Source organism: Micromonospora sp. NPDC005806 (assembly GCF_042871425.1).
Taxonomy (GTDB): Bacteria; Actinomycetota; Actinomycetes; order Mycobacteriales; family Micromonosporaceae; genus Micromonospora.
This window is the reverse complement of record NZ_JBIAIL010000006.1, coordinates 123,978-147,940: the sequence shown is the minus strand read 5'-3', so window position 1 is coordinate 147,940 and position 23,963 is coordinate 123,978. Positions and strand designations below refer to the sequence as shown.

At 73.7% G+C, this 23,963-nt stretch carries 21 protein-coding genes; 16 read left to right on the top strand and 5 right to left on the bottom strand.

All coding sequences use genetic code 11. From position 1 onward, the window contains the following. Positions 1–6: 6 nt before the first annotated feature. Both ACFYOS_RS09695 and ACFYOS_RS09690 read right to left on the bottom strand, forming a co-directional pair. Positions 7–849: a hypothetical protein gene (locus ACFYOS_RS09695; protein WP_387137704.1), complete on the bottom strand. Its 843-nt coding sequence runs from the start codon at positions 847–849 to the stop codon at positions 7–9. Next, positions 846–1,757: an ABC transporter ATP-binding protein gene (locus tag ACFYOS_RS09690; RefSeq protein ID WP_387137701.1), complete on the bottom strand. Its 912-nt coding sequence runs from the start codon at positions 1,755–1,757 to the stop codon at positions 846–848. The genes ACFYOS_RS09695 and ACFYOS_RS09690 overlap by 4 nt, the downstream gene beginning before the upstream one ends. Before the next feature lie 133 nt (positions 1,758–1,890). On the opposite strand from ACFYOS_RS09690, the gene ACFYOS_RS09685 reads away from it, so the two are divergent. Together ACFYOS_RS09685 and ACFYOS_RS09680 are read left to right on the top strand one after the other, a co-directional pair. Then, positions 1,891–3,087: a sensor histidine kinase gene (locus ACFYOS_RS09685; RefSeq protein ID WP_387137698.1), complete on the top strand. Its 1,197-nt coding sequence runs from the start codon at positions 1,891–1,893 to the stop codon at positions 3,085–3,087. Next, a complete protein-coding gene (locus tag ACFYOS_RS09680) occupies positions 3,084–3,740 on the top strand; it encodes a response regulator (protein ID WP_387137696.1) in 657 nt (218 codons plus the stop codon). The genes ACFYOS_RS09685 and ACFYOS_RS09680 overlap by 4 nt, the downstream gene beginning before the upstream one ends. A 370-nt stretch (positions 3,741–4,110) precedes the next feature. On the opposite strand, the gene ACFYOS_RS09675 is transcribed toward ACFYOS_RS09680, so the two are convergent. From ACFYOS_RS09675 to ACFYOS_RS09665, 3 genes are read right to left on the bottom strand one after another with little or no spacing between them, the layout of a single operon-like run. After that, positions 4,111–4,893: a TVP38/TMEM64 family protein gene (locus ACFYOS_RS09675; protein WP_387137936.1), complete on the bottom strand. Its 783-nt coding sequence runs from the start codon at positions 4,891–4,893 to the stop codon at positions 4,111–4,113. Next, positions 4,791–5,513, bottom strand: coding sequence for a type 1 glutamine amidotransferase (locus ACFYOS_RS09670; RefSeq protein WP_387137693.1), 723 nt, complete (start codon positions 5,511–5,513; stop codon positions 4,791–4,793). Before ACFYOS_RS09670 ends, ACFYOS_RS09675 begins: the two co-directional genes overlap by 103 nt. Then, on the bottom strand, positions 5,503–6,750 hold the full coding sequence (locus ACFYOS_RS09665; RefSeq protein ID WP_387137933.1) for a MurT ligase domain-containing protein: 1,248 nt from the start codon (positions 6,748–6,750) through the stop codon (positions 5,503–5,505). Before ACFYOS_RS09665 ends, ACFYOS_RS09670 begins: the two co-directional genes overlap by 11 nt. Positions 6,751–7,105: 355 nt before the next feature. On the opposite strand from ACFYOS_RS09665, the gene mraZ reads away from it, so the two are divergent. From mraZ to ACFYOS_RS09595, 14 genes are all read left to right on the top strand, one after another. Beyond that, positions 7,106–7,537: a division/cell wall cluster transcriptional repressor MraZ gene (gene mraZ / locus ACFYOS_RS09660; RefSeq protein ID WP_387137691.1), complete on the top strand. Its 432-nt coding sequence runs from the start codon at positions 7,106–7,108 to the stop codon at positions 7,535–7,537. A gap of 204 nt (positions 7,538–7,741) precedes the next feature. Next, positions 7,742–8,851, top strand: a complete 1,110-nt coding sequence (rsmH, locus tag ACFYOS_RS09655) for a 16S rRNA (cytosine(1402)-N(4))-methyltransferase RsmH (RefSeq protein ID WP_387137929.1) — start codon at positions 7,742–7,744, stop codon at positions 8,849–8,851. Beyond that, positions 8,848–9,441 (top strand): hypothetical protein, encoded by a 594-nt coding sequence (locus ACFYOS_RS09650; RefSeq protein WP_387137688.1) that lies wholly within the window; start codon positions 8,848–8,850, stop codon positions 9,439–9,441. Before rsmH ends, ACFYOS_RS09650 begins: the two co-directional genes overlap by 4 nt. A 3-nt stretch (positions 9,442–9,444) precedes the next feature. After that, positions 9,445–11,664 carry a peptidoglycan D,D-transpeptidase FtsI family protein gene (locus ACFYOS_RS09645; RefSeq protein ID WP_387137685.1) on the top strand — a complete coding sequence of 740 codons (2,220 nt, stop codon included), beginning with the start codon at positions 9,445–9,447 and terminating at the stop codon, positions 11,662–11,664. 118 nt (positions 11,665–11,782) lie between these two features. Continuing rightward, positions 11,783–13,279, top strand: a complete 1,497-nt coding sequence (locus ACFYOS_RS09640) for a UDP-N-acetylmuramoyl-L-alanyl-D-glutamate--2,6-diaminopimelate ligase (RefSeq protein ID WP_387137926.1) — start codon at positions 11,783–11,785, stop codon at positions 13,277–13,279. Continuing rightward, positions 13,276–14,673, top strand: coding sequence for a UDP-N-acetylmuramoyl-tripeptide--D-alanyl-D-alanine ligase (gene murF / locus ACFYOS_RS09635; RefSeq protein WP_387137682.1), 1,398 nt, complete (start codon positions 13,276–13,278; stop codon positions 14,671–14,673). The genes ACFYOS_RS09640 and murF overlap by 4 nt, the downstream gene beginning before the upstream one ends. Beyond that, positions 14,670–15,794 (top strand): phospho-N-acetylmuramoyl-pentapeptide-transferase, encoded by a 1,125-nt coding sequence (mraY, locus tag ACFYOS_RS09630; protein ID WP_387137679.1) that lies wholly within the window; start codon positions 14,670–14,672, stop codon positions 15,792–15,794. The genes murF and mraY overlap by 4 nt, the downstream gene beginning before the upstream one ends. 254 nt (positions 15,795–16,048) lie before the next feature. Further along, complete coding sequence (locus ACFYOS_RS09625) at positions 16,049–17,464, top strand: FtsW/RodA/SpoVE family cell cycle protein (RefSeq protein WP_387137924.1); 1,416 nt, start codon at positions 16,049–16,051, stop codon at positions 17,462–17,464. Beyond that, a complete protein-coding gene (murG, locus tag ACFYOS_RS09620; protein ID WP_387137676.1) occupies positions 17,464–18,570 on the top strand; it encodes an undecaprenyldiphospho-muramoylpentapeptide beta-N-acetylglucosaminyltransferase in 1,107 nt (368 codons plus the stop codon). Before ACFYOS_RS09625 ends, murG begins: the two co-directional genes overlap by 1 nt. Positions 18,571–18,601: 31 nt before the next feature. Continuing rightward, a complete protein-coding gene (gene murC / locus ACFYOS_RS09615; protein WP_387137673.1) occupies positions 18,602–20,089 on the top strand; it encodes a UDP-N-acetylmuramate--L-alanine ligase in 1,488 nt (495 codons plus the stop codon). Next, the gene (locus tag ACFYOS_RS09610; protein WP_387137670.1) at positions 20,086–20,904 is read left to right on the top strand and encodes a cell division protein FtsQ/DivIB; all 819 of its coding nucleotides are present in this window, start codon (positions 20,086–20,088) and stop codon (positions 20,902–20,904) included. The genes murC and ACFYOS_RS09610 overlap by 4 nt, the downstream gene beginning before the upstream one ends. Before the next feature lie 272 nt (positions 20,905–21,176). Then, positions 21,177–22,292: a cell division protein FtsZ gene (gene ftsZ / locus ACFYOS_RS09605; RefSeq protein WP_387137667.1), complete on the top strand. Its 1,116-nt coding sequence runs from the start codon at positions 21,177–21,179 to the stop codon at positions 22,290–22,292. Positions 22,293–22,301: 9 nt separating this feature from the next. Continuing rightward, positions 22,302–23,048 (top strand): YggS family pyridoxal phosphate-dependent enzyme, encoded by a 747-nt coding sequence (locus tag ACFYOS_RS09600; RefSeq protein WP_387137664.1) that lies wholly within the window; start codon positions 22,302–22,304, stop codon positions 23,046–23,048. Positions 23,049–23,244: 196 nt separating this feature from the next. After that, positions 23,245–23,940 carry a cell division protein SepF gene (locus ACFYOS_RS09595; RefSeq protein WP_387137661.1) on the top strand — a complete coding sequence of 232 codons (696 nt, stop codon included), beginning with the start codon at positions 23,245–23,247 and terminating at the stop codon, positions 23,938–23,940. Positions 23,941–23,963: the final 23 nt, after the last annotated feature.

Here is a 23,963-nt window from a genome sequence, read left to right as displayed (position 1 = left end):
TCCGCGTCAGGGCTCGCGGCTGTGGACGACGGCCATCGCGACGAGGGCGGTGACGACCGGCCAGGCGGCGAAGACCGCCCACGAGTCCGGGATCGTCGCCGGGTGACCGTCCAGTCCGACGAACGGGTTCCCGACCAGGCGTTCCCAGGCGGGTACCGGCAGGGCGTTGTGGATCGCGGCCGTCCACCGGTGCCTGTTGTCGAAGGCCATCGGTAGCAGGAGCAGCACCGCCGTGGTGGTGACGATCGCCGGGGCGGTGTACCGGACCAGCGCGCCGATGCCCAGGCCGGTGAGCGCGCAGACCGGCAGCAGCAGCGCCGACGCGGCTACGGCGCGCAGTGCGCCCGGATCGGTGATCGACGCGCCGGCGTGCCGGTCGGCGAGGATGGCCTGGGACAGCCAGAACGAGGCCGTCGCCGCCAGCACCCCGACCACCAGCATGACGGCGGCCAGCACCACCACCTTGGCGGTCATCACCGCCCGGCGGTCCGGGACCGCCGCGAAGGTGGTCCGGATCTGACCGCTGGCGTACTCGCCGGCGATCAGCACGGCGCCGACGGCGCCGGCGGCCAGGATGACGAAGAGCCATCCCTCCTCGGGAAAAGCGTCGTGGATCGGGTCGAACCAGGCCCGCCGCTCGGCGGAGTAGCTCGGCCAGTTGTGGTGGTCGGCGAGGGCGGCCCGGGCGCTGAACAGCACGGCCGACACCGCGATCAGCGCCATCGACCCGTACGTGGAGCGCAGCGACCACAGTTTGATCCACTCGGCGGCGAGCAGGTCGCGGAAGCGGGCGGCGGGCTCGGCGGTCCGTCGGCGGGTCGCGGTGGCGGGTTCGGTCAGCGTGCTCATCGGCGGTCTCCTGACAGGTACTCGACGCGGTGGGCGGTCAGGGCCATGAACGCCTCCTCGAGGGAGGGAGTCCGGGTGGCCAGTTCGTGCAGTGGGACGCCGCGGGCGAACGCCAGGTCGCCCAGCTCCGCGGCGGTCAGGCCGGCGACCGTGAGCGAGCCGTCCGTCTCGGCCTGGACGTCCCCTCCGGCGGCGCGTAGCGCGGCGGTGAGCGCGGGCGGGTCGGGCGTACGGACGACGACCTGCGGGCGGGTGCTGCGGGCGGCGAACGCGGCGAGGCTCTCGTCGGCGATCAGTTCGCCCCTCCCGATGACCACCAGGTGGTCGGCGGTCTGCTCCATCTCGCTCATCAGGTGGCTGGAGACGAGGACGGTACGTCCCTCGCCGGCCAGCCGGTGGAAGAGCCCACGCACCCAACGCACGCCCTCCGGGTCGAGACCGTTGAACGGCTCGTCGAAGAGCAGCACCGGCGGGTCGCCCAGCAGCGCGGCGGCGATCCCGAGCCGCTGCTTCATGCCGAGCGAGAAGTCGCCGATCGGGCGCCCGGCGACGCCGGCCAGGCCGACGTCGCGCAGCACCTCGTCCACTCGCGACCGGGGGATGGCGTTGCTGCAGGCCAGCGAGGTCAGGTGCGCCTGGGCGCTGCGACCGCCGTGGACGTCGCCCGCGTCGAGCAACGCGCCGACGTGGCGCAGCCCGCGCGGACGCTCGGCGAACGGTCGTCCGTCCACCACGGCCGTGCCGCTGGTCGGGCGGTGCAGACCGAGGATCAGCCGCAGGGTGGTGGACTTTCCGGCGCCGTTCGGACCGAGGAAACCGGTCACGTGTCCGGGCCGGACGGGGAGGGTCAGCCGGTCGACGGCCGTGGTCCGGCCGTACCGTTTGGTGAGGTCACGTAGCTCGATCACGGGGTCGACGGTGCCGGACGCCGGACGGCCCGTCGTCCGGCCACCGACCACATTGTCCCGTCGACCGTCCACCCCGGGGCGTACGCCCGCGGGCCGATGACTGCGCGGCCGCTCGCTGGCTACGGTGTGGTCCATGGAGGCCATCGCCACGCGTCCTGATCCTGTCGCCCGCCGGATGCGGACGGTCCTGGTCTGGGCCGGCATCGCCCTGCTCCCCGTCGTGGTGTTGCTCGCGTCGACCTCCGGCGGGGGTGGTCCCGTCCTGAGCATCCCGACCCCCGATGGCAGCTTTCCGGGTATCCCGTTCCGCTACCTCGCGCCGGCCCTGGTGGTCCTCCTGCCCGCCGGCCTGCTGGGGCGTCGCCCGTTGCTCGCGCTCGGGCTGATGCTCGCCGGATCATCCGTGGTCACCGTGGCGACGAACGGCTGGGAGAACGACTACCTGGCCGGCCTCTGGTACCTCCAGTTCCTCGTCGTCGACCTGATGCTGGGGCTCGTCTCGGCGCGGAACCCGCGCCGGGTCTCCGTTTTCGCAGCCGGCGCGGTGCTAGTGGTGCAGGTCACGGCGAGCTTCGTGAACCCGGCCACCGATCCGGTGGACCGTGCCACCATCTCCGTCCTGGCGGTGGTCACTGGCTGGATGGTGGGCAACTCGGTGCGGGTCCGCCGCCGGCACGCCGAGGAACTGCGTGCGCATGCCGCCGCCGAGGCGGTCACTGCCGAGCGGCTGCGCATCGCCCGCGAGCTGCACGACGTGGTGGCGCACAGCATCGGGGTGATCGCCATCCAGGCCGGGGTGGGCGCCCGGGTCATCGACACCCAGCCGGGGGAGGCCCGCGCCGCGCTCGCCACCATCGAGCGGACCAGCCGGGAGACGCTGGGCGGGCTGCGGCGTACCCTCGGCGCGCTGCGCCGCCCGGATGGCGCGGCGGCGCCGCTGGACCCCACGCCCGGCCTGGCCGACCTGGACCCGCTGGTCGCCGCCGCGGCGGACGCCGGGGTACGGGTGGCGGTGCGCCGGGACGGTGCGCCGCGTCCGCTGCCGGCGGACATCGATCTCGCCGGGTACCGGATCGTGCAGGAGGCGCTGACCAACGTGGTGCGACACGCGGGCGTCGGGGAGTGCCGGGTCACCGTCGGGTACGCCCCCGACGGGGTATCCGTCGAGGTGGTCGATGCCGGCCGGGGTGGCCCGCTCGGTGGCGAGGGGCACGGGATCGTCGGGATGCGGGAGCGGACGGCCTTGCTCGACGGCCGGTTCACCGCCGGACCCCGATCCGAGGGCGGGTTCCGGGTCGCGGCGTGGCTACCGGCGGAGGCGGACGCGTGAGCATCCGGGTGGTGCTCGCCGACGACCAGCCGCTGGTCCGGGCCGGGCTGCGGGTGCTCATCGCCGACGCGCCGGACATCGAGGTGGTCGGTGAGGCGGGCACCGGCGCCGAGGCGGTCCGGCTGGCCCGCGAGGCAGTGCCGGACGTGGTGCTGATGGACCTGCGGATGCCGGGCACCGACGGGATCGCGGCCACCCGGGCGATCAGCGCCGCCGGCCGCCCGACGAGGGTGCTCGTGCTCACCACCTTCGACGACGACGAGCACGTCCACGCCGCGCTGCGTGCGGGAGCGAGCGGGTTCCTGGTCAAGGACATGGCACTGGAGGAGATCCTCGGCGCGGTCCGGGTGGTGGCGGCCGGGGACGCGCTGATCGCGCCCGGGGTCACCCGGCGGCTCATCGCCGAGTTCGCCCGCAGCCCCGACCCGGTGCCCCGGCCGCGCGCGCTGCCCGCGGTGACCGACCGGGAGCGGGAGGTGCTGACCCTGGTCGGGCGGGGACTGTCCAACGCGGAGATCGCCGAGGAGCTGGTGATCAGTCCGGCCACCGCCAAGGCCCACGTAGCCCGCCTCTTCACCAAGCTGGGCGCCCGGGACCGGGTCCACCTGGTGATCGCCGCGTACGAGGCGGGCCTGGTGGTCCCGTCCGGGTGAGGTGGCCCGGTCTCCGCGCCATCGGGTCGCCGGCCGGGCCGACGTGCGGCAGCGGCACATGTTCCTCGGCACGCTGTTGAGCTGATGTCGTTGCCGACTCACGCGGGCGGGCGGCCGGCAGACAGGGAGGCCGATCTGGGATGTTTTGACCGGGTGGTGGCGGCACGGTCGCTCTGGCTGAGTCGTTGGTGACGTCAGCTCCACAGCCTCCTGACTACTACCGCCTGTCCCGCGGGACAACCGCCGCCAAGCGGCGCAGCGGCGCGGCGACGACGTCGATGGCGGCCGGGGGTGTGCGGCGTACGGTCGCCGACCCGGACCATCGTGGCGAGGAAACCGCCGGGCGGTGGCTCCTCGGGAGCGGTCACGGTCAGCTCGGGCCCAACCGGCGCTGCCGCTCCGCCCGCCACCAGCGGTGGATGATCACCGCGCTGGCGATCAGGCCGAGGCTGGCCGGGGCGGCGGCGTACCAGTTGATCTCTCCCGGGGAGGTGACGGCCGCGCCGATCGCCGCGTAGCCGATGGCGGTGGGGGCGGCGGCGATCACGCTGCCGGCCAGGAACGGCAGCAACCGGGCCCCGGTGGTGCCGTAGCCGTAGCTGACCAGCCCGAAGCCGGCGATCGGCAGCAGCCGTACCGTGATCACCCCGAGCACGCTCTGCCGGCCGAACCAGCCGTCCAGCCGGGCCAGCCGGCCGCGCACCCGCTCGGCCACGAACTCCCGCCCGAGCAGGCGGCCGACCGCGAAGCCGAGCGCCGCCGCGAGCAGCGCCGCGCCGAGGGCGTACGCGGCGCCCTGGAACGGGCCGAACAGCGCGCCCGCGGCGAGCGTGACGAAGGTGCGCGGAACCAGCGCGACCAGCAGCAGTGCGCCGCCGACGATCGCCGCGACCGGGGCGTACCCGCCGAGGGAGTGGACAAGCCGGGGGAGTTGCCCGGGGTCCGGCCGGGGCACCAGCAGCAGCGCCACAGCGAACCCGGCGAGCAGCAGGAGCAGCAGCGCGAACCGGCGCGCCGACGGCTGCCGAAGCAGCCGCCGGGCGGCGGAGGTCACGGCCGGGCGGCGGCGGCCACCGCGGCGCGGCGCTCGGACCGGAGCCGGTCGGCCCAGGTGTCGTCGAGCGCGGGGAGCTGGTGGATGCCGGTCGCCCAGCGCAGCAGCAGGTCGGCCAGGGCCGGGTTCCGTGCCAGCGCCGGGCCGTGCGAGTAGGTGCCGAGCAGCTTGCCCCGCCAGGCGCCCTCGGTCACCTCGTCGTTGCCCACCCCGGCGGTCACCCGGGCCAGCGGCGACACGCCCGGGCCGAGGTGGGTCCGCCCGCCGTGGTTCTCGAACCCGGTCAGGTACGGGATGCCGAGCCGCGGGTCGATGTCGCCCGCCAGCTCGCCGACCGCCCGGGTCGGACCCCGGTCCGAGGAGATGTCCAGCAGCTCCAGCCCGGCGTACCTGGTGCCCTTGGCGAAGAAGGAGGTGCCGAGGAGCTGGTAGCCGGCGCACACCCCGAACACCACCGAGCCCTGGGCCACCGCCCGGTGCAGGCCGCCGTCGGCCATCAGCCGCTGGGCGCCCAGCGCCTGCGGGCCGTCCTCGCCGCCGCCGATCAGGTAGATGTCGGCGGTGGCGGGCAGCTTCTGGTCGGAGCGGACCTCCAGCACCTCGACCGGCATGCCGCGCAACTGGGCCCGGCGCGCCAGGATCAGCGCGTTGCCCCGGTCGCCGTAGGTGGAGAGCAGGTCGGGGTAGATCCAGACGATGCGCAGGCTCTCAGTTGACACGGTCCAGCTCCGCTCGGATGTCCTGGAAGGCGGTGTAGTTGGCGATGACCTCGAGGCGGCCTGGAGGCACCGCCCGGATCGCCTCGTCGAAGCTCCGGACGTGCTGGAACGGCACGCCGTTGACGTCGAGCCGGACGGCCAGGTCGTACGCCCGGTCGCCGGTGATCAGCACCTGCCGGCCGCGCAGCGGGGCGAAGTCGACGTCGAAGAGCCAGGAGGTGTCCAGCCCGTCGGGGTCGCGCGCGTTGATGGAGAGCAGGGTGGGCGCCTCGTCCGCCATGTCGAACGCCTCCAGCCAGCTGGCCGGGTTCTTCGCCAGCAGCAGCCGGACGTTGCGCCCGTCCCGGTCGACCTGGGCGTACCGGCCAGCCACCGAGGTGACCGAGCCGAGCCGGGAGACCGCGTCCACCGGGCGTACGCCGAACTCGGCGGCGACCGCGAGGGCGGTGGCCGAGTTGCCGAGGTTGACCTTGCCGGGGAGCTGCAGCTGCACCTTGTGCCAGGCACCGGTCGGGTCGACCACGCCGTCGTCCTCGACGGTCCACTGCGGCTCCGGGCGGCGCAGCGGGCAGCCGGTGCACCACCACCGCTCGCCGGAGCGCTGGATGGTGGAGCCGCACTCGGGGCAGACCCACGAGTCGTCGTGCCAGCGCTGGCCGGCGCTGAACCAGGTGACGTGCGGCGGGATGTGGCCCCGGGCCGGGTCGGCCGGCGGGGTGGCGGCCCAGACCACCATCGGGTCGTCGGCGTTGGCGACCACTCGGACGTCGGGGTGCCGGACCAGCGCGGCGCGCCAGAGCTGCGCCATCATGGCGACCTCCTTGGCCCGGTCGAGCTGGTCGCGGGAGAGGTTGAGCAGCGCCACCACGTGCGGGTCGGTGGCCTCCAGCACCTGGGCGAGGTAGTGCTCGTCGACCTCCAGCACCGCGTACGGGGTGCTGCCGGCCTTGGCCAGGGCCGAGGTGTGGCCGGTGGGCATGTTGGCGCCGAAGGAGTTGGTGGCGACCCGGCCGAGCACACCGACGGCGGCGGTGGTGAGTCGGGTGGTGGTGGTCTTGCCGTTGGTGCCGGACACCAGGGCGATGGCGCGCCCTGCCGAGAGGTGCGCCAGCAGGTCCGGGTCGATCTTGAGGCCGATCCATCCGCCGATCACCGAGCCGTCGCCGCGGCCTGCGGCCCGCGACAGTGCCGCGGCGGTCCGCGACACGGAGCTGGCCACCTTTGCCCGCATAGGCATCTTCGCGTCCGTCACGCGAGCGAGGTTACCGGAACCCGGGGCCCGCCAGATCGCCGCCGACGGCGATCCGTTCGGCCGGGGGCGACCGGCGGACGGCCATCGGGTGCTCGGCCGGATGGAGTCGATCAATGTCGGGTAGCGGACCGGCGCGCGGGCGCGCCACCCCCCTCCACTCCGCCCCACCCCCTTTGACGTGCTCTTTTGCGCGCGGAAACGCCGCGCCACGCGGGCGTTTCTGGTTGCGGGTGGAGGGAAGTGGAGTAGAGTGGGGCGCGATGGTGAGGCCGGGAGGGCCGCACCGGCCCGGGGGGTCAGCGGCGCCGCGAACGCCGCTCAGGGCGAGGGGGTTGGGCCGATGTTCCTCGGCACCCACACTCCGCGCCTGGACGACAAAGGCCGGTTGATCCTTCCGGCGAAGTTCCGGGATGAGCTGGCGGGGGGTGTCGTGATCACCAAAGGGCAGGAGCGCTGCCTCTACGTCTTCCCGATGCCCGAGTTCCAGCGGATTGCCGATCAGTTGCGCGCGCAGCCGATGACGAGCAAGACGGCCCGGGCCTACAGCCGGGTCTTCTTCGCCAGCGCGCACGACGAGATTCCGGACAAGCAGGGGCGGGTCACCATCCCCGCGCACCTGCGCTCGTACGCCGCGCTCGACCGGGATCTGGTCGTGATCGGCGCGAGCACCCGGGTGGAGATCTGGGACAAGGCGGCCTGGGAGGCCTACCTCGCGGAGAGCGAAGACGACTTCGCCGACATCGAGGAGGGGGTGCTGCCCGGCGGTCTGTAGGGCGTGACGGCGCCCGACGTACTGCGAGATCTCCAGCCGCTTTCGAGTTCCTGGCACCCCTTCCCCGGTGCCAGGCGCACGATCCGATACGGAGGGCCGCAGCCTCCGGCGGGCGAGAGCGGATGGGGATCTGGCGGTATGACGAGGCGTCGTGGCGACGACGGACGCGACATGGACGGAAGGTTTCAACCGGTGGGGGTCGACATGGGGGAGCTACGCGGCACGCACGTGCCGGTGCTGCTCGAGCGGTGTCTCGAGTTGCTGGCCCCCGCGCTGGGGCGGAACGGACGCACCGTCCATGTCGACGCGACGCTGGGCCTGGCCGGGCACGCCGAGGCGGTGCTCGAGGCGCACCCGAACACGGTGCTGATCGGCCTGGACCGGGACACCGAGGCCCTCGCCCACGCGCGGGTCCGGCTGGCCCGGTTCGCCGATCGGATCCACCTCGAGCACGCCGTCTACGACGAGCTGCCCGAGGTGCTCGACCGGCTCGGCTACCCGGCGGTCGACGGGGTCCTGTTCGATCTCGGCGTCTCGTCCCTGCAACTGGACGCGCCCGACCGCGGGTTCGCGTACGCGCAGGACGCGCCGCTGGACATGCGGATGGACCAGACCCGGGGGGTGACCGCCGAGGAGGTGGTCAACACCTACTCGCACCCGGAGCTGGCCCGGGTGCTGCGGGTGTACGGCGAGGAGAAGTTCGCCGGGCGGATCGCCTCGGCGATCATCCGGGAGCGCGAGCGTGCCCGGATCACCTCGTCGGCGCGACTGGCCGAACTGGTCCGGGAGAGCATTCCGGCACCAGCCCGGCGAACCGGGGGACACCCGGCAAAGAGAACGTTTCAGGCTTTACGGATCGAGGTAAACAGGGAACTGGCGGCGCTGGAGACGGCGCTGCCAGCCGCTCTCGACAACCTCACCGTGGGCGGCCGCATGGTGGTCCTGTCCTACCACTCGCTGGAGGACCGGCTCACCAAGCAGGCGCTCGCCGACCGGGTCCGCAGTAAGGGCCCGGTCGACCTCCCGGTCGAACTGCCCGGGTCGGGCCCGACGTTCCGGCTGCTCAGCCGGGGCGCCGAGCTGCCCGGGGAGGCGGAGGTCGCCGCGAACCCGCGGGCGGCCTCGGTGCGGCTGCGGGCCGCGGAACGGCTCGACCCGGAGGCGGCCCGGCAGGGGCGTACCGACCGCGAACGGTATCGCCGCCGGGTGAAGGCGATGCACCAACCGGGGACGGGGTCACCGGGGTCCGGTAAGGGCCCGGGTTCGGCTCCGGGGGACGGGAACGGGACGGACGAAGAGGGGGAGGGGACATGAAAGTTGACAAGCGCGACGGCCGGGACGCCGTCGGGCAGCGCGCACCGCGGTCGGGGGGCCGGACCACGGCGCAGCGCACCACGCGCAGCACGACGGCGGGGGCCGACCGGCTCGACCGCCGGGGGGAGACTCGCGCCCGGGGGGCGCGCGAGTTCCCCACCCAGGGCAGTGCCGCGCTGCAGCCGGCCGAGCGGACCCGGAGCGCCGACGCGGCGGCGCCGCGACTGCGGGTCGCCCCGCCGCTGCCGGTGCGCGTGCCGCGGGCCCCGTTCGTCGGCCTGATCCTGGTGCTGGTGGTCGGCGGGGTGCTCGGCATCCTGGCGGTCAACACCAAGATCAACGAGAACGCGTTCAGGTTGGAGAAGCTCCAGCAGCAGCAGGCCAAGCTCGACGTCGACCAGCAGGAGCTGGAGAAGGAGATCGCCGAGCAGAAGGCCCCGGGCAACCTCACCGCCAACGCCCGCAAGCTCGGCCTGGTCGAGTCGGGAGAGCCGGCGTACATCCGGCTGCCGGACGGGAAGATGATCGGCGTTCCGCACCCGGCGGAGGGCGCGCCGGCCATCACCAGCCAGCAGGGCAACGGAGGCTGAGCAGTGCCGCCGAGATCGGAGGAACCGCGCCGGGACGCCATGGGCTCCCGGCGCGGCTCGTCCCGGGGCGGCCGGGACGCCGACCCCCGCTCGGGCGAGCCGGGCGTCGGGGGGATCTCCGACGCCCGGGCGTACACCCCCCGCGGGCGGACCATCCGGGAGGGCGGCGGGGCCGCCCGGACCGGCGCCGGCGGAGGCGCCGAGCAGCGGCGTACCCCGCGCAGCAACCGCTCCGGCGACCCGTTCCGGCCGGCGCTGCAGGTGCTCGACGGCGGCCGGGCCGGGGCGACCCGCGCCGGTCGCCGGGAGACCGCCGGGGGCGGCCGGACCGGCGTGGTGCGGACCGTGGCCCGGCCGGTGCGGGAGCCCTTCGACGACGACGAGGTGCCACCCCGGCGCCGGCCCGGCCCGCGCCGCCCGGAGCGCCCGGCCGCCGCCCGGCGGCCGTCCCGCAAGCCGCCGCGCCCGCCGAAGCTCGCCGACCCGCGCCGCCGGCTGCGGCTCGGCACGCTGCTCGCCCTGGCGCTCTTCGCCACCATCGGCATCCGGCTGGTCTTCCTCCAGACCGTCAACACCCCGGCGTACGCCGACGGCGGCCTGGACAACCGGCTGGCCGTGGTCGAGCTGCCGGCCCCGCGCGGCACCATCTACGACCGCACCGGCGCCCCGCTGGCGCACAGCGTGGAGGCGCGGTACGTCTTCGCCGACCCGACCCGGGTCAAGGACCGGTTCGCCACCGCCAGGCTGCTCTCCCCGCTGCTCGGGGTGTCCGTCTCCGACCTCGCCGACCGGATGAAGCGCCGCAAGCTGCCCACCGGCGTTCCGTCCCAGTTCGAGTACCTGGCCCGCGGTGTCGACATCGACAAGGCCAAGCAGATCGTGGCGCTGGACCTGGCCGGCATCGGCGTGCACCGCGACGAGAAGCGCGAGGTGCCCGGCGGTGACCTGGCCGCCAACCTGATCGGCTTCGTCAGCCAGGACATGACCGGGCTGGAGGGCCTGGAGGCGAAGTACGACGACCTGCTGGAGGGCCAGCCCGGCAAGAAGACGTACGAGGTGGGGCAGGGCGACCTGGCCGCCCCGATCCCGGGCGGCTACAGCCTGACCACCCCGGCCAAGCCCGGTGGCTCGATGGAGCTCACCATCGACCGGGACCTGCAGTTCATGACGCAGCGGATCCTGTCCACCCAGATGGCCCAGACCAGGGGCAGCGTCGGAGCGGCCGTGATCCTGGAGCCGTCCACCGGCGAGGTGCTGGCCCAGGCGAGCTACCCCGGCTACAACGCGGCCGACCCGGAGAAGGTCAACTCCCCGAGCGACCGGGAGGACGCCGCCACCAGCTTCATCGTCGACCCGGGCTCGATCCACAAGGCGATCACCTACGGCGCGGCCCTCCAGGAGGGCGTGATCACGCCGGACACCGCGTTCCCGGTGCCCAACACGATCCGCGAGGGCGACACGACCTTCCAGGACACCCACCCGGCCAACGGGCGGAAGATGAGCATCCCCGGGATGCTCGCCTTCTCGTCGAACGTGGGGACCATCGAGATCGCCGACAAGCTGGGCCGGGACCGACTGATCGACTACCAGAAGCGGTTCGGGCTCGGGCAGCCCACCGGCGAGGGGATGCCGGGGGAGGCCTCCGGCCGGCTGCTCCCCGCCGACCAGTGGAGCGGCTCGTCGTACGGGTCGGTGCCGATCGGGCACAGCGTGGACGCCACCCCCTTGCAGATGGCCGCCGCGTACGCCGCCATCGCCAACGACGGCACGTACGTCCAGCCGCACCTGATCAAGAGCGTGATCGGGTCGGACGGGAAGAAGACCCCCGCCGCCGCTCCGATCACCCGCTCGGTGCTCAGCCCGCAGAACGCCGCCGCCCTGCGCACCATGCTGGAGGCGGTCACCACGGTCGACGGCCCGGACGGGCGGGCCACCGGCCTGGCCGCCGCCGTCCCCGGCTACCGGGTGGCCGGCAAGACCGGCACCGGCCTGCGGTACGTGGACGGCAAGCGGCAGCCGGGCGAGGTGGGTTCGTTCATCGGGATGGCCCCGGCGGAGAAGCCCCGGTACGTGGTGGCCGTGTTCGTCTGGAGCCCCGGCGGGGAGGGTGGCGCGGTGGCCGCGCCGGCCTTCCGGGAGATGATGGGCTTCACCCTCCGGCACTACCGGGTGCCGCCGTCGGCGACCAACCGGTCCCCGAAGTTCGAGGTCTTTCCGCGCTGACCGGGCACGGCGGGACATCATCGGTGAGTGGGGACGAACCACCGGGGCGGCAGTGTGGTCGGGACCGGACGACCGGGTAGGGTCTGACGCCGTGCCCGGCAATCCACGTCCCCGTACCGTGAACCCCGTCCGGCTCGGCGACCTCGCCGCCCGGCTGGCTGTCGCGCCGCCGGAAGGGGTCGCCGAGGTGGCCGTCACCGGAGTGACCCACGCCAGCCAGGAGGTCCGCCCCGGCGATCTGTACGCGGCGCTGCCCGGCGCCCGCCGGCACGGTGCGGAGTTCGCCGCCGGCGCGGCCGAGGCCGGTGCCGTGGCCGTGCTGACCGACCCGGCCGGCGTCGAGCTGGCCGCCGCCGCGGGCCTGCCCATCCTGGTGGTGGACGACCCCCGGGCGGTGCTCGGCGACGTCGCCGCCACCGTCTACGGCGATCCGACCGCCGGGCTCACCGTGATCGGCGTGACCGGCACGGCCGGCAAGACCTCCACCAGCTACCTGATCGAGTCCGGGCTGCGCGCCGCCGGGCGGACCACCGGCCTGATCGGCACCGTGGAGACCCGGCTGGGCGACCTGGTGATCGACAGCGTGCGGACCACCCCGGAGGCGACCGACCTGCACGCGATGCTGGCCGTGGCCCGCGAGCGCGGGGTCGACACGGTGGTCATGGAGGTGTCCAGCCACGCCCTGGCCATGGGCCGGGTCGGCGGGGTGCGGTTCACCGTCGGCGGCTACACCAACTTCGGCTCCGACCACCTGGACTTCCACGCCGACGAGGCGGACTACTTCGCGGCCAAGGCGAAACTCTTCGACGGGCGCTGCCAGGTCGAGGTGCTCAACCATGACGATCCGGCGCTGCGGCCCCTGCTGAAGCCGGCCACCGTGACCTACTCGGCGGCCGGCGACCCGGCCGCCGCCTGGTGGGCGGACGGCATCGACGGCGAGGGGTACGCCCAGCGCTTCACCGTGCACGGCCCGGACGGGCTGACCCTGCCCACCGGCGTGGCGCTGCCCGGCCGGCACAACGTGGCCAACGCGCTGCTCGCCATCGCCGTCCTGGTGGCCGCCGGGGTCGACCCGGCCACCGCGGTGGCCGGGGTGGCCGCCTGCGGCGGGGTGCCGGGGCGGCTGGAGCTGGTCAGCGGCGACGCCCCGGTCCGGGGCGTGGTCGACTACGCGCACAAGGCGAACGCCATCGAGGCGGTCCTGGCCGCCCTGCGGGACCTGACCGCCGGCCGGCTCATCTGCGTCCTGGGCGCCGGCGGCGACCGGGACCGGGGCAAGCGCCCGGTGATGGGCGCCGCCGCGGCGGTGGGTGCCGACGTGGTGCTGGTGACCGACGACAACCCGCGCACCGAGGACCCGGCCGCGATCCGGGCCGAGGTGCTGGCCGGCGCGTACGCGGCGAACGCCGCCGGGCGGATCGTCGAGGCGCCCGGCCGGCGGGCCGCGATCGAGGAGGCGGTCCGGTTGGCCGAACCGGGTGACGTGGTGGCGGTGCTGGGCAAGGGCCAGGAACGCGGTCAGGAGATCAACGGCGAGGTGCTGCCGTTCGACGACCGGGTGGAGCTGGCCGAGGCGCTGCGCGCCCGCTTCGGTGACCTGGTGGGGCAGCGATGATCCCGCTGAGCCTGGCCGAGGTCGCCGCGGCCGTCGACGGCCGGCTGGTCGCCGCCGACCCGGCGGCCCGGGTCACCGGCACGGTCGAGTTCGACTCGCGCAAGGTCACGCCCGGCGGGCTCTTCGTGGCCTTCCCCGGCGAGAAGGTGGACGGCCACGACTACGCCGCCGGCGCGGTGGAGTCCGGCGCGGTGGCCGTGCTCGGCACCCGCGAGGTGTCCGGCGTGCCGATGGTGCTGGTCGCCGACGCGCTCGACGCGATGGGGCGACTGGCCCGCGCGGTGGTCGACCGGCTGCCCGGGCTGACCGTGATCGGGCTGACCGGCTCCTCGGGCAAGACCACCACCAAGGACCTGATCGCCCAGCTCGCGGTGCGGCTCGGCCCGACCGTGGCGCCGCCCGGTTCGTTCAACAACGAGCTGGGGCACCCGTACACGGCGCTGCAGGCCGGCCCGGAGACCCGCTACCTGGTGATGGAGAAGGGCGCCCGCGGGGTGGGGCACGTGCGCTACCTGTGCGAGGTGGTGCCGCCGCGGATCTCGGTGGTGCTCAACGTCGGTGTGGCGCACATCGGCGAATTCGGCTCGGTGGAGACCATCGCCCTGGCCAAGGGGGAGCTGGTCGAGGCGCTGCCGGCCGACGGGCTGGCCGTGCTGAACGCCGACGACCCGCTGGTGGACGCGATGGCGTCGCGCACCGAGGCCCGGGTGGTCCGGTACGGCGAGTCGGAGCGGGCCGACGTACGCGCCGTGGACGTGACGCTGGACGAGCGGGGGCGGCCGGCGTACACGCTGGTGACCCCGGAGGGGCGCGCGCCGGTGCGGCTCGGGCTGACCGGGCGGCACCAGGTCTCCAACTCGCTCGCCGCCGCGGCGGTCGCCCGCGAGCTGGGCATGCCGCTGGCCGAGCTGGCCGTCGCGCTGGGCGAGCTGGGCCTGGTCTCCACAAGGCGGATGGACGTCTTCGAGCGCTCCGACGGGATCACCGTGATCGACGACTCGTACAACGCCAACCCGGCGTCGACGGGCGTGGCGCTGCGGGCGCTCGCGAGCATGCGCGGGCGGGGGCGTACCGTCGCGGTGCTCGGCTACATGGCCGAGTTGGGCGACTTTGAACGGGAGGGGCACCAGCAGGTCGGCCGGCTCGCGGCCGAGCTGGGGGTCGACCGGCTGCTCGTGGTGGGCGAGCCGGCGGCGCCGATCCACGAAGGCGCGACAGCAGTAGGCAATTGGGGAGGAGAGTCGGTGCTGCTCACCGATCAGGCGGCGGCCGTCGAGGTGCTGCGGAGTGAGCTACGTCCGGGTGACGTGGTGCTGGTGAAGGGCTCCCGGTACCGCACCTGGGAGGTGGCCGACGCGCTGCGCGAGGCCACCGGGGAGAAGGTCACCTCATGAGGGCGGTGATCGTCGCCGTCGGGGTCGCCTTCCTCATCTCACTGTTCTGCACCCCGATCGCGATCAAGGTGTTCACCCGGCTCAAGGCCGGCCAGCCGATCCGGGCCGAGGGCCCGGCCATGCACCAGGGCAAGAAGGGCACGCCGACGATGGGCGGCGTGGTCTTCATCCTGGCCACGGTGATCGCGTACGTCGCCGGCCACCTGGCCCTGACCACCCTGCCGGACGCGCAGATCGCCCAGGTCGAGCCGACCATCACGGCGCTGGTGCTGCTGGGGCTGATGGTGTTCTCCGGCGCGGTCGGCTTCATCGACGACTTCCTCAAGGTCCGCAAGCGGCACAGCGGGGGTCTGAACAAGCGCGGGAAGCTCGCCGGCCAGATCCTGGTCGGCGCGATTTTCGGCATCGTGGCGCTCTACTTCCCGAGCAGCATGACCGACGTCCGTGGCATCGCGACCAACACCGAGACCGTCGGCAGCACCACGCTGAGCTTCATCCGGGACATCCCGGCCCTGGAGATCGGCAAGGTCGGCGCGGTGATCGTCATCATCATGGTGGTGATGGCGGCGACCAACGGGGTGAACCTGACAGACGGCCTGGACGGCCTGGCCACCGGCGCCTCGGTGATGGTGCTCGCCGCGTACGCGCTGATCGCCTTCTGGCAGTACCGGCACTGGTGCGCCGACCCGAACTACACCGAGGCCTACTGCTACACGGTCCGGGACCCGCTGGAGATCGCGCTGATCGCCGGGGCGGCGGCCGGGGCCTGTGTCGGCTTCCTGTGGTGGAACACCTCGCCGGCCCGGATCTTCATGGGTGACACCGGGGCGCTCGGCCTGGGTGGGCTGATCGCCGGCATGGCGATGTCCACCCGGACCATCCTGCTGCTGCCGATCCTGGGCGGCCTCTTCGTGATCATCACGATGTCGGTGGTGATCCAGATCATCTCGTTCCGGACCACCGGCAAGCGGGTGTTCCGGATGTCGCCGCTGCAGCACCACTTCGAGCTGGCCGGCTGGAGCGAGGTCAACATCGTGGTCCGGTTCTGGATCATCGCCGGCATCGGCGTGGCCATCGCGCTCGGCCTGTTCTACAGCGAGTTCCTCGCCGCCGTCACCTGAGCTCCTGACCCTGACCGGTGAGGACGGGCCCCTTGTCAACGCCTGGCGTTGACCAGGGGCCCGTCCTTTCACCAGTGCGACACGCCGACCGGGCGGTTGCGCCACGGGCGGGCGCGCCGAGCCGCGATGATGGGCACGTGGGGGAGGGACGAGACACCGAGGGCACGACCGACACGCAGGCCGCGCGACCACCCGCCGTGACCCGGCCGGCGGACCCGCCGGCCCCGCTGCTCGGGTTGGACGCGGCCGGCGGGCTGGCCGCGCTGCGCGGGCTGCTGGCCCGGCCGCTGGCCTCCTACTACCTGCTGCTCTCCAGCACCGGCCTGCTGCTGCTGATCGGCCTGACCATGGTCTTCTCGGCGACCAGCGTGAAGGACTACGCCGACCGCGGCGACGCCTCCGCCTCCCTGGTCAAGCAGACGATCTTCGCGGTGATCGGCATCGTGGCGTTCTGGGCCTGCCAGCGGCTGCCCGCCCGCTCGTTCCGCGCGCTGGGCCGACCCTTCCTCGGGCTGGCCGTGGTGCTGCTGCTGATCCTCAACCTGCTGGTCGCGCTGGATGCGCTGTTCCGGGTCAAGGCGATCGGTCCGCTCAAGGCCGAGCTGCTCTGGCTCTACCTCGGCCCGATCTCGGTGCAGCCGGTCGAGGTGGCCAAGTTCGCGCTGGTGCTGTGGGGTGCGCACGTGCTGGCCCGCAAGGGTGCCGCGCTGGGCTGGTGGAAGGAGCTGGCCACCCCGCTCTTCCCGGTGGTCGGCCTGCTCTTCGTGCTGGTCGGTTACAACGACCTGGGCAGCATGCTCTGCCTGCTGGCGCTGGTGGTCGGCATGCTGTGGGCGGCCGGCGTGCGGACGCGGGTGTTCGCCGCGCTCTCCGCGGTCGGCCTGGCCGGCGTCGGCCTGCTGGTCGCCGCCGCGTCACTCGGCGCCGGTTCCGGCTCGAGCGACGCCGCCAACTACCGGCTGACCCGGCTCACCTCGTTCCTCGACCCGCCCGACCCGAAGACCTGCTTCCAGGAGCAGTTGGAGGGCTGCTACCAGCTCGTCCAGGCCCGCTACGCGGTGGAGCACGGCGGTTGGTTCGGCGTGGGACTGGGCAAGAGCAGTTTCAAGTTCGGCTGGCTGCCCGAGGCGCACAACGACTTCATCTTCGCGATCATCGCCGAGGAACTGGGCGTGGTCGGCTGCGTCGTGGTGCTGGTGCTCTTCGCCGTGCTGGCGTACACCGGGCTGCGGATCGCCCGCCGGGTGGACGACCCGTTCCGCCGGCTGGCCGCCGCGGGGGTCACCGCCTGGCTGGTCGGCCAGGCCGTGATCAACATCGGCGGGGTCACCGGCCTGCTGCCGCTGACCGGCGTGCCGCTGCCGTTCATCTCCGACGGCGGCAGCGCCCTGGTGGTGACTCTGGCCGCGGTCGGGATGCTCGCCTCCTTCGCCCGCGCGGAGCCGGACGCGGCGCGAGCCCTGCATGCCCGTCCGCCCGCCCGGTGGGTCCGACTACTCTGGGCCCCGTTGCCGCCGCTTCCCGGGCGGCGCCGCCGACCGGCGTCGCCACCGGGGGACCGTGGGTCCGTGCCCCGGTCCCGGACGCGGCGGGAGGACGACCAGGCCGCAACCCGCGGCGCCCGGCCGGGCCGGTCGCGCGCCGGCGCGGCGAGCGAGAGGAGACGCTGATGGGTCCGCTGCGTTCGGTGGTGCTCTGCGGAGGCGGTACGGGTGGGCACATCTATCCGTTGCTGGCCTTCGCCGACTGCCTGCGCCGTCACGACCCGAGTGTCCGGATCACCTGCCTGGGCACACCGAAGGGCCTGGAGAACGAGCTGATCCCGCCGGCCGGCTACGACCTGCGCCAGATCCCGGCCTACCAGTTGCCCCGCTCGGTCAACATGAGCCTGGTCCGCACCCCGGACCGGATGTGGAAGGCGGCCCGGGCGGCGGGCAAGGTGATCGACGAGGTGCAGGCCGACGTCGTGGTCGGCTTCGGCGGGTACGTCTCGGTGCCCGGCTACCTGGCCGCCTGGCGGCGCGAGCTGCCGATCGTCATCCACGAGGTGAACGTGCCGCCGGGCGTGGCCAACCGGCTGGGGATGAAGTTCACCAAGAACGTCGCGGTGGGCTTCCCGCACCAGCCGCTGCAGGCCGAGTCGCTGCGCGACGCCCGGGTGGTCGGGGTGCCGCTGCGCCGGGGCATCGCCGGCCTGGACCGGGCTGCCATGCGCAACGCCGCCCGGGCCCACTTCGGACTCCGCCCCGACCTGCCGGTGCTCTTCGTCGCCGGCGGTTCGCAGGGTGCCCGCTCGATCAACCTGGCGGTCGCCGGGGCGGCCAAGGAGCTGGCCCGCAACGGTGTGCAGGTACTGCACGTGATCGGCGCCCGCAACGAGCCGGTCTCCGTCCCCACCGACCTGCCGGTGCCGTACGTGACCCTGCCCTACCTGTCCGAGATGGAGCTGGGATACGCCGCCGCCGACCTGATGCTGGGCCGGGGCGGGGCGATGACCTGTGCCGAGGTGGCCGCGATCGGCCTGCCCACCATCTACGTGCCGTACCCGCACAGCAACCAGGAGCAGAAGCGCAACGCGCTGCCCGTGGTGGAGGCCGGCGGCGGGCTGCTCGTCGACGACGCCGAGGTGACCCCGGACTGGCTGGAGCGGACGGTCATCCCGCTGATCCGGGACCCGCGGCGGCTCGCCGCGATGGGCGCCGCCGCGGCCGCGTACGGCCGGCGCGACGGCGATGTCGCCCTGCTGAACTTCGTCTACGAGGCGGTGGTCCGGTGACCGGGCCCGCCGCGACGGGAAGGTACCTCTCATGAACACCGCGCAGTTCACCCCCGCCGGCACCATGACCGCGGAGGACCTGGGCCGGATCCACCTGATCGGGGTGGGCGGCGTCGGCATGAGCGGCCTGGCCCGGCTCTTCCTCACCCGGGGCCTGCCGGTCTCCGGCAGCGAGCTGCGGGAGTGGCCCTCCCTGGCCGGGCTGCGCGCGCTCGGCGGCACCATCCACATGAGCCACGAGGCGTCGAACCTCGACGGCGTGGACACCGTGGTCTACTCGTCGGCCATCCCGCAGGACCACCTGGAGATGGTCGAGGCGCGCCGGCGCGGCCTGCGGGTGCTGCACCGGTCCGAGGCGCTGGCCGCCGCGATGACCGGCCGGCGGACGGTGGCGGTCGCCGGCACCCACGGCAAGACCACCACCACCTCGATGGTCACCATGGTGCTCCAGCAGGCCGGCACCGATCCGTCCTTCGTGATCGGCGGGGAGATCTCCGAGGTCGGCTCCGGCGCGCACCACGGCACCGGCGAGCACTTCGTGGTGGAGGCGGACGAGAGCGACCGCTCCTTCCTCATCTACCGCCCGTACGTCTCGATCATCACCAACATCGAGGCGGACCACCTCAACACGTACGGCGACCTGGCGAACCTGGAGGCGACGTTCGCCGAGTTCGCCCGGCTCACCGACCCCGAGGGGTTCGTCATCACCTGCGCCGACGACGCGGGCGGCCGGCGGCTGGCCGAGACGCTGCGGGCCGAGGGCCGCCGGGTCTGGACGTACGGCGAGTCGCCCGACGCCGACCTGCGGATGAGCGAGGTGGCCTCCTCCGCCCAGGGCGTGCGCTACCTGGCCGAGATCGAGGGCCGGTCGCTGGGCGAGATCCGGCTGCCGATCCCCGGGCGGCACATGGCGCTCAACAGCGCCGCGGCGGTGCTCGCCGCGTACCTGCTGGGCCTGCCGGTCACGGCGGCCGAGGCGGCACTCGGCGCGTTCCCCGGGGTGCGGCGGCGCTTCGAGCGCAAGGGTGTGGCGGACGGCGTGCTGGTCTACGACGAGTACGCGTACCACCCGACCTCGATGACGCTGGCCCTGCAGACGCTGCGCGAGGTGGCCGGTGCGGGCCGGCTGATCGTGGTGTTCCAGCCGTACCGGCTCTACCGCACCCGCGACCTGCAGCCGGAGATCGCCGCCGCCCTCGCCATCGCCGACGAGCTGGTCCTGCTGGAGGTCTTCGGGCCGGGCGAGCTGCGCCAGCCCGGCGAGGGCTCGGTCGCGCTGGTCGAGGCGGTGCCGTTGCCGGCCGACCGGAAGGTCTTCGTCGAGGCGTGGGACGACGTGTCGGCCGAGGTGGCCCGCCGGGCCCGCCCGGGCGACGTGGTGGTGACCATGGGCGCGCCGCCGATCTCGCTGATGGGCGACCAACTGCTCGACGCCCTGCTGGCGCCTGCCGGTGGGGCGGGCGAGGCGGCGATCGGCACCGGCGTCGGCCCGGACGGCGCGGCGGCCACGGCCGGATGAGCCCCGGCCCGGCCCGTGGCCGGACCCCGGGCCAGGACGGCGGGGCCGGCCGGCGCAACCCGGTCCGGCAGTGGCAGCTGGTCCGGGCGGGCGCCGACGCCGTACCGCCCTCCACCCGGCGGTTCATGGCCCGGGCCCGGCAGCGCCGGATGCGCGCGGCGCTGCCCTGGGCGGTCGCCGCCGGGGTGCTCGCGGTCGCCGGGCTGGTCGCCTGGACGCTGCTCGGCACCGGCCTGTTCGGCGTCCGGGAGGTGCGGGTGGTCGGCGCGAAGCTGGTCACCCCGGTCGAGGTACGCGACGCCGCGGCCGTCCCGGACGACGCGCCGCTGGCCCGGGTGGACCTCGCCGCGGCCGCCCGCCGGGTCGGCGCCCTCGCCCCGGTGGAACGGGCCACGGTGGAGCGGGACTGGCCGGGGACGCTGGTGATCCGGGTGGTGGAGCGGACCCCGGTGGCGGCGGTGCCGCAGGGGGACCGGTTCGCCGTGATCGACCGCGCCGGCGTGGTCTTCCGGGACCTGCCCCGGGCCCCCGACGGGTTGCCGGTGGTCCGGGTCGGCAAGCCGGCGCCGGACGACCCGGGCACCCGGGCGGGGCTGGACGTGCTCGCCGCGCTCAGCCCGCGGCTGCGCGCCGAACTGGTCGCCGTGGACGTGGCCGGGCTGGCCCGGATCACCCTGCGGCTGCGGGAGGGCCGGACGGTGTTCTGGGGGGACGCGACCCGGGGTCCCGACAAGTCCAAGGTGGCCACCGCCCTGCTCGGTCGGAAGGCCGACACGATCGACGTCAGCGCGCCGGACGTGGTCACCTACCAGTGATCCGCCGCTCAGCCGACGTGGGCCGGCCCGCTCAGCGGTCGGTCGGCGGATGTGTCACCGCCCGCTCCCGGCGGCGACACGCCGGAAAGGTCCTTGGCTCATCGCGCGGCGGCGCTTACGTTGCCCCGAAGAGATCAGTGGTTGACATTGCTCTAAGCCTCTAGTAGAGGGTGAGGGTTTCCGTCGTCGTCCTCGCTGGGAATGCTCCGCCGCTGGTCCGGCCAAGCCGTGTGGGGTCGGCCCATGCCAATCTCGAAGGGAAAGGACCGGAGATGACACCTCCGCACAACTATCTGGCGGTCATCAAGGTCGTCGGCATCGGTGGCGGCGGCGTCAACGCCGTCAACCGGATGATCGAGGTTGGGCTCAAGGGCGTCGAGTTCATCGCGATCAACACCGATGCGCAGGCGTTGCTGATGAGCGACGCCGACGTCAAGCTCGACGTCGGCCGGGAACTGACCCGGGGGTTGGGCGCCGGCGCGAACCCGGACGTCGGCAAGAACGCCGCCGAGGACCATCGCGACGAGATCGAGGAGGTGCTCAAGGGCGCCGACATGGTCTTCGTGACCTGCGGCGAGGGCGGCGGCACCGGCACCGGCGGCGCGCCGGTGGTGGCGAACATCGCCCGCAAGCTCGGCGCGCTGACCATCGGCGTGGTGACCCGGCCGTTCTCCTTCGAGGGCAAGCGTCGCCAGGTGCAGGCCGAGTCCGGCATCGACGAGCTGCGCAACCAGTGCGACACGCTGATCGTCATCCCGAACGACCGGCTGCTGGCGCTCGGCGACCGCAACATCAGCATGATGGACGCCTTCCGCACGGCCGACCAGGTGCTCCTCTCCGGTGTTCAGGGCATCACCGACCTGATCACCACTCCCGGTCTGATCAACCTGGACTTCGCCGACGTCAAGAGCGTGATGAACGGGGCGGGCAGCGCGCTGATGGGCATCGGCAGCGCCCGCGGCGAGAACCGCGCGGTCGAGGCGGCCGAGGCGGCCATCTCCAGCCCGCTGCTGGAGCAGAGCATGGACGGCGCCCGGGGCGTGCTGCTCTCCATCGCCGGCGGCTCCGACCTGGGCCTGTTCGAGATCAACGACGCCGCCCAGATGGTCACCGACGCGGCGCACCCGGAGGCCAACATCATCTTCGGCGCGGTCATCGACGACGCCCTCGGCGACGAGGTGCGGGTGACCGTGATCGCGGCCGGCTTCGACGGGGGCATGCCCGCGTACAAGGCGGCCGAGCCGGGCCGCAAGACCAACCAGAACCAGCCGGCCCAGCCGAACGCGGCGGTCAACCCGCCGACCACCATGCCGGCCCCGCAGCAGTCGCCGCGCCGGGTGCTCTTCGACGACGTCGACGTGCCCGACTTCCTCAAGAACGGTTCCTGAGCCGCGCCGATGACCGACACGACAGCCACGGTGCGACCCGACCGTCGCGCCGAACTCGCGGCCGGGCTGGCCCGGGTCCGTACCCGCATCGCCGACGCCTGCGCGGCTGCCGGGCGGGACCGGGGCGAGGTCACCCTGGTCGCCGTGACCAAGACCTACCCGGCTGGCGACGTGGTGGCGCTGGCCGGCCTCGGGGTGACCGACGTGGGGGAGAATCGCGACCAGGAGGCGGCCCCGAAGGCCGCCGAGGTGGCGGTCGCCGGGGTCGTGCCGCGCTGGCACTTCATCGGCCAGCTGCAGCGCAACAAGTGCCGCTCGGTGGTCCGGTATGCCGACGTGGTCCAGTCGGTCGACAGTGTCCGGCTGGCCGGCGCCCTCGACGCCGCCGCGGCGGCCGGGCGGGACCGACCGCTGGACGTGCTGGTGCAGGTGAGCATCGACGGCGATCCGGCCCGGGGCGGGGCGCTGCCCGACGCGACCGACCCGGACCGCGGTCTCGACCCGGTGGCCGAGGCGGTGGCCGGGGCCGGGGCGCTGCGGCTGGGCGGCCTGATGGCGGTGGCGCCGCTGGGCTGGGAGCCGGAACGGGCGTTCGCCCGGCTGGCCGAGGTGGCGGAACGGTTCCGCGGCCGGTATCCGGAGGCGACGATGTTGTCGGCCGGAATGAGTGGCGATCTGGAAATCGCGATCGGGTACGGCGCGACACATGTCCGCGTCGGTAGCGCGTTGCTCGGAATGCGCCCCACGCTGCGGTAGCCTGACCGCGAAGGAAGCAAATTACATCTGTGTTGTTCAGGAACGGCGTTCCCGTAGCCGGGGGCCGTGGCGAGCGGATCGCGAATCGCTCGCCAGGGGATTGCCGATCCGGTCCGGTGGGCACGTCGTTGTCCACTCGTGATCAAGCGACACGGCACGGGGGCGCGTGCCGCACGGCGGACGGAAGGGCGCGGGGATGGGTGCACTGCGCAAGGCGGGGGTCTGGCTCGGACTCGTCGAGGAGGATGACGAGCGGGCGTACGAGGACGGTGGCTACGACAAGGGTGGCTACCGGGACTCGCGCTACCGGTCGAGCCGGTACTCGGAGGAGTTCGCCGACGAGGAGGACGAGGAGTCCGAGGAGCCGCCGGTGACCCGTACCCGGGTCGGCGACCGGGGTCGGCTGACCGAGCGCGCCTCGAGCCGCGCCGTCGACACCGACCGGGCCGACCTCGAGCGTCCGGAGCGGACGGAGCGGTCCAGCGTCCGGTCGATCACCCGGTCCGGAGCCGGCGAGACCTCCGGCGCGTTGACCTACCACACCCGGGACAACCTGGCCCTGGCGCCGCAGGTGCAGTCGCGGGAGCGGGCGGTGGCCGCCGAGGACGAGCAGCGCTACCAGATCACCACGCTGCACCCGACCACCTACCGCGAGGCGCGCACCATCGGTGAGCACTTCCGCGACGGCGTCCCGGTGATCATCAACCTCACCGAAATGGACGAGGCGGACGCCCGCCGGCTGGTGGACTTCGCCGCCGGGCTCGCGTTCGGGCTGCGCGGTACGATCGAGCGCGTGACCAACCGGGTGTTCCTGCTCTCACCGGCCAACGTCCAGGTCACCGCGGAGGACAAGGCCAAGATCGCTGAGGGCGGCTTTTTCAGCCTGAGCTAGCCCGCACGACCGAGGGACGTCGC

Excerpts from the sequence above, each read along its gene's own strand:
- ACFYOS_RS09695 (WP_387137704.1), bottom strand. The coding sequence starts at position 849 with ATGAGCACGCTGACCGAACCCGCCACCGCGACCCGCCGACGGACCGCC.
- ACFYOS_RS09685 (WP_387137698.1), top strand. The coding sequence starts at position 1,891 with ATGGAGGCCATCGCCACGCGTCCTGATCCTGTCGCCCGCCGGATGCGG.
- ACFYOS_RS09665 (WP_387137933.1), bottom strand. The coding sequence starts at position 6,750 with ATGCCTATGCGGGCAAAGGTGGCCAGCTCCGTGTCGCGGACCGCCGCG.
- mraZ (WP_387137691.1), top strand. The coding sequence starts at position 7,106 with ATGTTCCTCGGCACCCACACTCCGCGCCTGGACGACAAAGGCCGGTTG.
- rsmH (WP_387137929.1), top strand. The coding sequence starts at position 7,742 with ATGGGGGAGCTACGCGGCACGCACGTGCCGGTGCTGCTCGAGCGGTGT.
- ACFYOS_RS09650 (WP_387137688.1), top strand. The coding sequence starts at position 8,848 with ATGAAAGTTGACAAGCGCGACGGCCGGGACGCCGTCGGGCAGCGCGCA.
- murF (WP_387137682.1), top strand. The coding sequence starts at position 13,276 with ATGATCCCGCTGAGCCTGGCCGAGGTCGCCGCGGCCGTCGACGGCCGG.
- mraY (WP_387137679.1), top strand. The coding sequence starts at position 14,670 with ATGAGGGCGGTGATCGTCGCCGTCGGGGTCGCCTTCCTCATCTCACTG.
- murG (WP_387137676.1), top strand. The coding sequence starts at position 17,464 with ATGGGTCCGCTGCGTTCGGTGGTGCTCTGCGGAGGCGGTACGGGTGGG.
- murC (WP_387137673.1), top strand. The coding sequence starts at position 18,602 with ATGAACACCGCGCAGTTCACCCCCGCCGGCACCATGACCGCGGAGGAC.
- ACFYOS_RS09610 (WP_387137670.1), top strand. The coding sequence starts at position 20,086 with ATGAGCCCCGGCCCGGCCCGTGGCCGGACCCCGGGCCAGGACGGCGGG.
- ftsZ (WP_387137667.1), top strand. The coding sequence starts at position 21,177 with ATGACACCTCCGCACAACTATCTGGCGGTCATCAAGGTCGTCGGCATC.
- ACFYOS_RS09600 (WP_387137664.1), top strand. The coding sequence starts at position 22,302 with ATGACCGACACGACAGCCACGGTGCGACCCGACCGTCGCGCCGAACTC.
- ACFYOS_RS09595 (WP_387137661.1), top strand. The coding sequence starts at position 23,245 with ATGGGTGCACTGCGCAAGGCGGGGGTCTGGCTCGGACTCGTCGAGGAG.